Source organism: Paenibacillus periandrae (assembly GCF_022458865.1).
Classification (GTDB): Bacteria; Bacillota; Bacilli; order Paenibacillales; family NBRC-103111; genus Paenibacillus_S; species Paenibacillus_S periandrae.
On sequence record NZ_JAJNMU010000257.1, the window covers coordinates 1 to 214 of the forward strand.

At 50.9% G+C, this 214-nt stretch carries 1 rRNA gene; it reads right to left on the minus strand.

Features of this window, described 5'->3' with window-relative positions:
- A 23S ribosomal RNA gene (locus LRL21_RS45450) occupies nucleotides 1–214 on the minus strand; the annotation flags it as partial.

Below are 214 nucleotides of genomic sequence, written 5' to 3' on the forward strand. Positions count from 1 at the left end.
CGGTTCTTTTCACCTTTCCCTCACGGTACTTCTTCACTATCGGTCACTAGGGAGTATTTAGCCTTGGCAGATGGTCCTGCCGGATTCCCACGAGGTTTCACGTGTCTCGCGGTACTCGGGATCCGTCTACAAGTTTCGCAGATTTTCGGTTACGGGATTGTTACCCTCTGTGATGAGCCTTTCCAGACTGCTTCACCTATTCTGCTAACCCGAT